The 8873-nt window shown below is 63.7% G+C and carries 12 protein-coding genes; 3 read left to right on the top strand and 9 right to left on the bottom strand.

Features of this window, described 5'->3' with window-relative positions; all coding sequences use genetic code 11:
- The 4 genes from Q0X85_RS08345 to Q0X85_RS08330 all read right to left on the bottom strand — a co-directional run.
- Positions 1–448 (bottom strand): nitronate monooxygenase (locus Q0X85_RS08345; RefSeq protein ID WP_297771319.1); only part of this gene is annotated, 448 nt, incomplete at its 3' end.
- 27 nt (positions 449–475) lie between these two features.
- A complete protein-coding gene (gene gph, locus Q0X85_RS08340; protein WP_297771317.1) occupies positions 476–1144 on the bottom strand; it encodes a phosphoglycolate phosphatase in 669 nt (222 codons plus the stop codon).
- On the bottom strand, positions 1141–1842 hold the full coding sequence (rpe, locus tag Q0X85_RS08335) for a ribulose-phosphate 3-epimerase (RefSeq protein ID WP_297771315.1): 702 nt from the start codon (positions 1840–1842) through the stop codon (positions 1141–1143). The genes gph and rpe overlap by 4 nt, the downstream gene beginning before the upstream one ends.
- 84 nt (positions 1843–1926) lie before the next feature.
- Positions 1927–2814 (bottom strand): zinc-ribbon domain-containing protein, encoded by an 888-nt coding sequence (locus tag Q0X85_RS08330; protein WP_297771313.1) that lies wholly within the window; start codon positions 2812–2814, stop codon positions 1927–1929.
- 162 nt (positions 2815–2976) lie between these two features.
- On the opposite strand from Q0X85_RS08330, the gene Q0X85_RS08325 reads away from it, so the two are divergent.
- The 3 genes from Q0X85_RS08325 to Q0X85_RS08315 are packed head-to-tail and all read left to right on the top strand — an operon-like array spanning position 2977 to position 5293.
- Positions 2977–3654, top strand: a complete 678-nt coding sequence (locus Q0X85_RS08325) for an ATP-binding cassette domain-containing protein (RefSeq protein WP_297771312.1) — start codon at positions 2977–2979, stop codon at positions 3652–3654.
- Entirely contained in the window at positions 3651–4556 is a 906-nt protein-coding gene (locus Q0X85_RS08320) for an FtsX-like permease family protein (protein ID WP_297771310.1), read from the top strand. Before Q0X85_RS08325 ends, Q0X85_RS08320 begins: the two co-directional genes overlap by 4 nt.
- Positions 4553–5293, top strand: coding sequence for a lysophospholipid acyltransferase family protein (locus tag Q0X85_RS08315; RefSeq protein WP_297771308.1), 741 nt, complete (start codon positions 4553–4555; stop codon positions 5291–5293). Before Q0X85_RS08320 ends, Q0X85_RS08315 begins: the two co-directional genes overlap by 4 nt.
- 40 nt (positions 5294–5333) lie before the next feature.
- On the opposite strand, the gene lpdA is transcribed toward Q0X85_RS08315, so the two are convergent.
- The 5 genes from lpdA to odhB form a co-directional block, all read right to left on the bottom strand.
- Complete coding sequence (lpdA, locus tag Q0X85_RS08310) at positions 5334–6722, bottom strand: dihydrolipoyl dehydrogenase (protein WP_297771306.1); 1389 nt, start codon at positions 6720–6722, stop codon at positions 5334–5336.
- Positions 6723–6856: 134 nt separating this feature from the next.
- Positions 6857–7252 carry an MAPEG family protein gene (locus tag Q0X85_RS08305; protein WP_297771321.1) on the bottom strand — a complete coding sequence of 132 codons (396 nt, stop codon included), beginning with the start codon at positions 7250–7252 and terminating at the stop codon, positions 6857–6859.
- 437 nt (positions 7253–7689) lie between these two features.
- Entirely contained in the window at positions 7690–7896 is a 207-nt protein-coding gene (locus Q0X85_RS08300) for a hypothetical protein (protein ID WP_297771304.1), read from the bottom strand.
- Positions 7893–8153, bottom strand: a complete 261-nt coding sequence (locus Q0X85_RS08295) for a BrnT family toxin (RefSeq protein ID WP_297771303.1) — start codon at positions 8151–8153, stop codon at positions 7893–7895. Before Q0X85_RS08295 ends, Q0X85_RS08300 begins: the two co-directional genes overlap by 4 nt.
- Positions 8150–8873, bottom strand: a 724-nt coding sequence (gene odhB, locus Q0X85_RS08290; protein WP_297771301.1) for a 2-oxoglutarate dehydrogenase complex dihydrolipoyllysine-residue succinyltransferase, incomplete at its 5' end; no start/stop codon positions are given. The genes odhB and Q0X85_RS08295, both read right to left, overlap by 4 nt.

Below are 8873 nucleotides of genomic sequence, written 5' to 3'. Positions count from 1 at the left end.
TGATCGTGCCGCGCCGCTCGCCATGGCCCCCGGCCTCGGAGCCTTGCGCGACGATCACGCGCGCGCCGCAGTCGGCTGCGCGCTGCGCGTCGCGCAGGGTCTGCACTTGGGCTATCAGCGGCACGCCTGCCGCATGGATGCGAGGTGAAAAGGGGGCCGGGTCGCCGAAGGACAGGCACAGCGCCGCCGGATCGCGCGCGAGCACCTGATCGAGCACATCGGGGTTCTCGGCCATTTTCCATGTGATGAAACCACAGCCGACCCGCGCATTCCCGGCCTCGGCAAAGGCCCCGTCCAGCCAGTCCGCATTTCCATACCCGCCGCCGATCAGGCCCAACCCCCCGGCATGGGTGACGGCCGCCGCGAGCCGCCCCCCGGCGGCAAAGGCCATTGGGGCCGAGACAATCGGATGGGTCAGGTCAAAGGCATCGGTGAGACGGGTGCGCATGGGCGCAGTATGCGCGCGAGGGCATGCTCAGGACAAGAGGTCAGCGACGATCCCCGGCAATTCGGCGAAATCGTCGAAGGCGCGGTCATGGGCGATGTCCGCGACCGGGCCCTTGCGGTAGCCTTGGGTATAAAGCGCGAAGGGCAGGCCCGCGCGGGCCGCCGTCTCGGCATCGACCTCGCTGTCGCCGACATAGACCACGTCGCGCGCGCCCAGCCCCGCCACCGCCGCGCGCAGGGGGGCCGGGTCGGGTTTGCGCACGGTCAGGCTGTCGCCGCCGATCACCACCGGGAAATGCGCGTCGAGCGCCAGATGCGCCAGCACCGCGCGGGCAGGCATGACCGGCTTGTTGGTGCAAAGGCCGAGCGCGTAGGGTTCGGCGGTGAGTGTCATCAGCGCGTCAGCGACGCCGGGATAGACCTGCGTCAGGGTCACCGCCGTCTCGTACAGCTCTATGAATTCCGCGATCAGTTGCGCGCGCAGGGCGGCGTCCCCGGCCCGGTCGCGGGCGCGCAGGCAGCAGGTGATGAAATGCGGCACACCGCTGCCGATGAAGCTACGGGTCTCGGCGGGTGTGAAAGGCGCAAAGCCGTGCTGCGCCATCAGGGTGTTGGCGGCGGCGTGGATGTCGGGGGCGCTGTCGATCAGCGTGCCGTCGAGGTCGAAAATGACCGCGCGGGTCAGGCCCCGGTTCATGCCATGGCGCCGGTCGCGGCGTCTGCGGCGGTGCGGATGCTGCGAATGTTCTCACCGTAAACGCCGGGGGTGTCGACGCTGCCGCCCTTGAACACCGCAGAGCCTGCGACCAGCACATCGGCCCCGGCTGCGGCCATCAGGGGTGCCGTCTCGGGGGTGATGCCGCCGTCGATCTCGATATGAATGGGGCGGTCGCCGATCATCGCGCGCAGGCGTTTCACCTTGTCAATCTGGCTGTGGATGAATTTTTGCCCGCCGAATCCGGGGTTCACGGTCATCACGCAGACAAGGTCGATCATGTCGAGCAGGTTCTCGATCCCGTCGAGCCCGGTGCCGGGGTTGAGTGCCAACCCCGCCTTGCAGCCCGCGCCGCGAATGGCCTGCAGGGTACGGTGGGTATGCGGCCCCGCTTCCATATGCGCGGTCAGCACGTCGGCCCCGGCCTGCGCGAAGGCGTCGATATAGGGATCGACCGGTGCGATCATCAGATGCACGTCCATCACCGTCTTGATATGCGGGCGGATGGCGGCGCAGAGCGGCGGGCCGAAGGTGAGGTTGGGCACGAAATGCCCGTCCATCACATCGACATGCACCCAGTCGCAGCCCTGATCCTCGATCGCCCGGATCTCGGCCCCGAAATTGGCGAAATCCGCCGAGAGGATCGACGGCGCGATCTTGATGGAACGATCTAAAGTCATGGGGGCCTCCTGTCGCGGCTTCATGCAGAGCACATGCGCCTGCGGGCGGCCAAGGTCAAGCCCCCGGGGGCGGTTCCGGGCGTCCTAGGAGGTGGCTCCACCAGAGATCCATCCCGTTGCGGTTCCGACCACATCATTGAGCCAGAGCCGCGCCATGTTCACCGCGTCGACATATTGGGCGAGGGGAGCTTTGGCGGCCGGGAGCATGGCCGCAAGGTTTGGTGCCAAGACATAGACGAGGGCGGCAAGGATGAAGGTCACGACCGCGAGGCGAAAGCCATTGCGAAAACCGCCGCGCTGATTTGGTATTTCAGTTTCTTCCGTTCGCGGTGCCATGGCCGGGACCGGACGTTCATCTGCGGCGGTCAGGGACGAGTTTATCTCTTCGATATCGGGCAGCAGATTGCGACGTGAAGAGGGATCAATATCGGGTTCGACTGTTTCCTCTTCTGCGGGCGAGGCTGCGCCCGCCGCGCCGCGCAGACGCTCCATGCGGGAGCGCGCCTGCCTTGTGCGCTCGTCTTCGGAGATTTCGGGCTCTGTCAGCCCGAGATCGGGCTGGGTTTCAATCCCGGTGGCCGCGGCACGTGCGCCGCGCTCGCGGGCCGCCTCTTGGCGGAGGATATCGGCGACGGCCGGATCAACGGTGCGGCGCGTCCGCTGAGAGCCTTGCGGTTCGACGACCGTCTGCGTCTCGTCATCCGGTTCCTCGTCGCCGCGTTGGTCTTGAGTCGTGTCTTCGTGATCCGCTGCAGGTGCAAGCTCGGGCTCGGGCTCAGGGGGCGGAGGCATGCTGGCGTCGGGCTGTTCGGGGCCAAAATCCTCGTCACCAGAGGCTGCTGTCCCGTGGTCTGGATGCTGCTGAAACCAGGTGTCTCCGCAGTTGGAGCATTGGACATCCCGCCCACCGGTCGGGATCACCTCGTCGGGCACTTCGTATTGCGCCCCGCAATTCGGGCAAATAAGCCTCATTCTGCCACCTGCTTCTCGCTGCCGTTGTCCGGTTCCTATCATTGAACGCCACAATATAGGGTTCCATGCTATCGGAAAAGGACAAAGCGAATCATGTGCAGGATCATTGCACATGTGTTGCCTCTGAGGCATTTAGGAGCGACTTGAAATTAGGGGGCCGTCTTGATCGAGCTGGAAAACGTGGCCTACAGCTATGGCGGTGGTGAATTGCTGGCTGAGGTGTCGCTATCGCTGAGCCCGGGATCGTTTCACTTTCTGACCGGGCCGTCGGGCGCTGGCAAGACCACGCTTCTCAAGCTGTGCTACGGCGCGCTTGTGCCGACGGCGGGACAGGTGCGCCTCTTTGGTCAGGATCTTCGTGAGATGGAGCGTGATGATATCGCTATGGTGCGCCGGCGCATCGGCGTTGTGCATCAGGATTGCCAGTTTCTGGATCATCTGAGCGTCTCTGAGAACATCGCCTTGCCACTCGGGGTGTCGGGCCGTGATTTGCTGGCCGAAGACGCCAACCTGCGCGAACTGACCGGCTGGGTCGGTCTCAAGGAACGGGCCGCGGCGCTGCCGCCTGAATTGTCGGGCGGTGAACGGCAACGGGCAGCCCTGGCGCGCGCGGTGATCATGTCGCCCGATGTGGTGCTCGCGGATGAGCCAACGGGTAATGTCGATTGGGAGATGTCGCAGCGCCTGCTGCGGTTGTTGATCGAATTGAACCGCATGGGCAAGACGATCCTGATCGCGACGCATGATCTAGCGTTGATCCGCGCCGCCAAGACCCATGTGCAGGCGCGTGTCCTGCGCATCGCCTCGCGTCGGCTGCAATTGGCGGGGGCGGATCTGTGAAGTTCGATTTGTCGCAGGTAACCGGATTTTTACTAGCGGACAGCCAGGCTGACCGGGTGGTGCCACCGACCGGATTCACGGCCTGGCTGACGCTATTCAGCGCTGCGGTGATGGCGTTTCTCGCGGTGTTCGCGCTGGCACTGTCGCTGGCCACCGGGCGATTGGCGGATCGTTGGGGCAATGAGCTGGCGCGCACGGCAACGGTGCGCATCTCGGCACCGGCGGGGCAGATGGCCGCACAGACCGCCGCCGCCCTGCGCGTGCTGGAGACGACGACCGGCGTGGCGCGTGCGCGTGCGCTTGATGATGAGGAACAGGCCGCGCTTCTGGCGCCGTGGTTCGGCCCTGATCTGCCGATCGAGGACTTGCCCATTCCGCGCTTGATCGAGGTGATCGAAACCGGAGATGGCTTTGACCCGGATGGGCTTCGGTTGAGGCTCGCGGCAGAGGTGCCGGGCGCCGTGCTGGACGATCATACGAGATGGCGAGAGCCACTTGTGCGGGCGGCCAGCAGGCTACGCCTTCTGGGCTGGTTCTCGCTCTTGTTGATCGGCGCTGCAATGGGGGCGATGATCACCTTGGCGGCCAATGCCGCACTGGCTGCCAACACGCAGGTGATTCAGGTCCTGCGCCTCGTGGGTGCGCGGGATATCTATATCGCGCGGGCGTTTGTGCGCCGCTTCACGTTGCGGGCGTTTGGCGGTGCAATTGTCGGTGCGGGTCTTGGCTGTGGCGCGATCCTGCTCTTGCCGCGTGCTCAGTTGGAGGGCGGTTTCCTGACCGGGCTTGGCTTTCAGGGCTGGCACTGGATCTGGCCGCTGGTGATCCCGCTTCTGGCGGCCGGGGTCGCCTTTGCTGCAACCCGTCTGGCGGCGCACCGAACATTGAAGGACATGCCATGAAACAAGCGGTGCAATGGCTGCGCTCACTTTTCTTTGTCGCGCAGATGTATCTGGCGATGCTGGTGCTGGGTCTCGTTTTCCTGCCATGGGCCCTGATCAGCCCGCGCGGTGCGCGCATGGCCTGCAAGAGCTATTGTCATTGGGTCAGATGGACCGCAGGATGGATGGTGGGATTGCGGACCGAGGTGCGCGGCACTCCGCCTACGGACGAGGTGCTGATCGCGGCCAAGCATCAGTCGTTTCTGGATATCATCCTAATCTTCGGGAGTGTCCCCGCAGGCAAGTTCATCATGAAACGCGAGCTTATGTGGGCACCGGTGATCGGGCAATACGCGCTTCGGATCGGCTGTGTTCCGGTGGATCGTGGCAAGCGCAGCGCGGCGATCAGGCAGATGTCCGAGGACGTTTCCAAAGGCGCTCAAGACCCCGGCCAGCTTATCATCTACGCACAGGGCACGCGTGTCGCACCGGGCCGCAAGATGCCGTACAAAGTCGGTGCTGGTGTGCTCTATGAGCAACTTGCGCAGGACTGCGTGCCGGTGGCGACCAATGTAGGTGTGTTCTGGCCGCGCAAGGGCATCTTGCGCAAGCCGGGCTTGGCTGTGGTGGAGTTCCTGCCGCGCATCGAGGCGGGCTTGGGCAAAGAGGCTTGCATGGCACGGCTGGAAGAGGAGGTCGAGACCGCCTCTGACCGGCTCATGCGCGAGGCGGGATTCGATCCAACGCGGCCCCGCTGATCCGCCCGTCCCGCTGGCATGGCCGGACAGGCGGATGGGTTTAACTATGGATCGGCCCGTCACCGCAGGCCAGAGCCGCTTCGCGCACCGCTTCGGAGTAGGTGGGGTGCGCGTGGCAGGTGAGGGCCAGATCCTCGGCGCTCGCACCGAACTCCATCGCGACGCAGATCTCGTGGATCAGATCGCCCGCCATCGGCCCGATGATATGCGCGCCGAGGATGCGGTCGGTCTCCTTGTCGGCAAGGATCTTGACGAACCCCTCGCCCGCGAAATTCGCCTTGGCGCGGCCGTTGCCCATGAAGGAGAACTTGCCGACCTTATAGGCACGCCCTTGATCTTTCAGGTTTTCTTCGGTCTCGCCCACATTTGCGACCTCGGGGTGGGTGTAGATCACACCGGGGATGACGCCATAGTTCACATGGCCATGCTGGCCCGCCAGCACGCAGGCGACGGCCATGCCTTCATCCTCGGCCTTGTGGGCGAGCATGGGCCCCTCAATGGCGTCGCCGATGGCGTAGACGCCCTTGATATTGGTCTGCCAGTGGTCGTCGGTCTTGATCTGGCCGCGCTTTGTCATCTCGACCCCGAGCGCGTCGAGACCGAGGCCATCGACATAGGGTTTGCGGCCCGTGGCGACGAGGACCACATCGGCGTCAAGCTGGTGTTCGCTGTCGTCCTTGCGCAGTTTGTAGTTGACCTTGGCCTTGGTCTTGAGCGCGTCGACGGATTGTACGGCGGCGCCCATGACGAAGTTAATCCCTTGTTTTTTCAGGATTTTCTGGAAATTCTTTTGCACTTCGCCATCCATGCCGGGGGTGATCGCGTCGAGATATTCGACCACCGTCACCTCGGTGCCCAGACGGGCATAGACCGAGCCCATCTCGAGCCCGATGACGCCCGCGCCGATCACCACCATGGTCTTGGGCACCTTGGGCAATTCCAGCGCGCCGGTGGAGGTGACGACCACCTTTTCGTCGATCTCGACGCCCGGCAGGCTGCTGGATTCAGAGCCCGAGGCGATGATGATATTCTTGGCCTCGTGGGTGTCGTCACCGACCTTGACCTTGCCCGCCTCGGGGATCGAGCCCCAGCCCTTGAGCCAGTCTATCTTGTTCTTCTTGAACAGAAATTCGATGCCCTTGGTGTTCTGGCCGATGACGTCATCCTTGTAGGCGAGCATCTGTTTCCAGTCGACCGAAGGCGACTTGCCCTTGAGGCCCATCTTGGCGAAATTATGCTCGGCCTCGTGCAGCATGTGGCTGGCGTGCAGGAGCGCCTTGGAGGGGATGCAGCCGACGTTGAGGCAGGTGCCGCCCAGCGTCTCGCGGCCCTCGACCACGGCGGTTTTGAGGCCCAGCTGGGCGCAGCGGATGGCGCAGACATAGCCGCCGGGGCCGGAGCCGATGATGATCACGTCATAGGATGCCATGGGTCAGAGTCCTTTCGTTTTTGCGCGTCGGTATCGCGTCGGTATTCTGTCGGTATTGCGTCGGTGGGGTTTGGGGGCGCTGCCCCCTTGGCCTGCGGCCAATTCCCCCGGAATATTTTGGGCAAGATGAAGCATCAGACGAGCGCCGCCAAGAGCATGAGCAGCGTGGCGAGGAAGCCCACCGCCCAGATCAGCGAGCGCCACGGGCGCAGGCCGAGGTAGTAGGCCGGGATGTAGGCCACGCGGGCGGCGAGGTAGGTCCAGGCGCAGGCGGCGGTGAAGATGTTGGACGCGTCGCCGAGCGTGACGGTCACGCAGGCGATGGTGAAGAGGATCAGCCCCTCGAAATGGTTGGCAAGCGCCCGGCCCAGACGGGCGGTGCCGTCGGACATCTGTTTCGACGGCTCGCGGTCGCGGGCGGACATGGTGTAACCGGGGCCAAGCTCGAGATTGGCCGGGACCGCGTAGAGCAGGTATTGGACGACCTGCAGGAGCGCGGCGAGGGTGAGGGCGGTGAGTTCGGGGGTCATTTGATCCATATCGACTAAAACGAACATAAGTCTTTCCGCATGGCGGATTTGAGAGCCCTCGTCGCTTCAATGCGTTCTTGGCTACCAATGGGGGTTTCTTCCCACCTATTGAGGTGAAGCAACGTGGGCTTAGGCGCGACCAATTGTGCACGAAGCAACCAATGCCCTATTTCGTAAGCACCTTCATCACTCGGTTCTTTGCTTTCGTATTCCTTCCAAGAATGAAGGAGGCCGACGTAAGCTTCTTTCCGTTCATCGTACATACGTTGCTTCTCTGTGGCACGAGCAGACAGCCAGAATTGAATGATGGCAGTTACTATTGACCCTACACCAAATGCCGTGAGGAGAGCTAAGAAATCCAATTCACGTACTCCGCAGATTAAGGCCATCCTCACGCTCGGGTTTGCCCTCTCTGCGTGACGGGTTTCCCGAAAACTTCACTCCGCCTCCGCCAACGTCTCACGCGCCTGCGCAATCGCGTCATCCACAGGGCGGCCTTCCTCATGTGCCTTCACGATGCGTTCCAGCACCGCGCGCAGCCGGGCGGCTTCGCCGGGGGCGGCGGGGCGGGCGCGGGCGAAGAAATCCGCATCGAGTGGCGGGTTTTCATCAAAGCCTTCTGGCGGCTTGGGACGTATGCTCATGTTAGTTCCCTCCGGTTGGCCTTGCGTAGCGAGATTACGCGGATACGGTCGCCGCGCCAAGCGTAGACAAGAACGTGGTATCTGCCGTCGATCTTGCCAAGAGCCTGCATCCGCGTCTCGCCATAGTCATAGCGGGTGTCCTCGGCCTCGATTGCCGTGCGCCAGTCGAATCCGGTGACCGTCTCGAACGGGACGCCGTGTTTGGCCATGTTCTGCGTGGCCTTGGCGGCGTCCCACTCGTAATCCGGATCGCTCACAGATCCATCAGCAACCGCCGGGGATCTTCGAGGGCTTCCTTGACCCGCACGAGGAAGGTGACCGCGCCCTTGCCGTCCACGATCCGGTGATCGTAGCTGAGCGCCAGATACATCATCGGGCGGGCCTTGATCTCGCCGTTCACGACCATCGGGCGCTGCTGGATCTTGTGCATTCCGAGGATGCCCGACTGCGGCGGGTTGAGGATCGGCGAGGACATCAGCGAGCCGTAGACGCCGCCGTTGGAGATGGTGAACGTGCCGCCCTGCATCTCGGCCATGGAGAGCTTGCCGTCGCGGGCGCGGGCGCCTTTCTCGGCGATGGCCTTTTCGATGGCGGCAAAGCCCATCTGGTCGGCGTCGCGAATGACCGGCACGACGAGGCCGGTCGGGGTGCCCGCCGCGATGCCGATATGCACGAAGTTCTTGTAGACGATGTCGGTGCCGTCGATCTCGGCATTGACCTCGGGCACTTCTTTGAGCGCGTGGCAGCAGGCCTTGGTGAAGAAGGACATGAAGCCGAGTTTCACGCCGTGTTTCTTGTTGAACTCGTCTTTGTATTCATTGCGCAGCGCCATCACCTCGGTCATGTCCACCTCGTTATAGGTGGTGAGCATGGCGGCGGTGTTCTGGCTGTCCTTGAGGCGGCGGGCGATGGTCTGGCGCAGGCGGGTCATCTTGACCCGCTCCTCGCGGCTCGCATCCTCGGCGGGGCTGGGCGCG

Source organism: uncultured Roseovarius sp., assembly GCF_947259555.1.
Classification (GTDB): domain Bacteria; phylum Pseudomonadota; class Alphaproteobacteria; order Rhodobacterales; family Rhodobacteraceae; genus Roseovarius.
The sequence above is the reverse complement of the archived record's forward strand: the minus strand, read 5'-3'. Positions and strand labels throughout refer to the sequence as shown.

Excerpts from the sequence above, each read along its gene's own strand:
- gph (WP_297771317.1), bottom strand. The coding sequence starts at position 1,144 with ATGAACCGGGGCCTGACCCGCGCGGTCATTTTCGACCTCGACGGCACG.
- rpe (WP_297771315.1), bottom strand. The coding sequence starts at position 1,842 with ATGACTTTAGATCGTTCCATCAAGATCGCGCCGTCGATCCTCTCGGCG.
- Q0X85_RS08330 (WP_297771313.1), bottom strand. The coding sequence starts at position 2,814 with ATGAGGCTTATTTGCCCGAATTGCGGGGCGCAATACGAAGTGCCCGAC.
- Q0X85_RS08315 (WP_297771308.1), top strand. The coding sequence starts at position 4,553 with ATGAAACAAGCGGTGCAATGGCTGCGCTCACTTTTCTTTGTCGCGCAG.
- lpdA (WP_297771306.1), bottom strand. The coding sequence starts at position 6,722 with ATGGCATCCTATGACGTGATCATCATCGGCTCCGGCCCCGGCGGCTAT.
- Q0X85_RS08305 (WP_297771321.1), bottom strand. The coding sequence starts at position 7,252 with ATGACCCCCGAACTCACCGCCCTCACCCTCGCCGCGCTCCTGCAGGTC.
- Q0X85_RS08300 (WP_297771304.1), bottom strand. The coding sequence starts at position 7,896 with ATGAGCATACGTCCCAAGCCGCCAGAAGGCTTTGATGAAAACCCGCCA.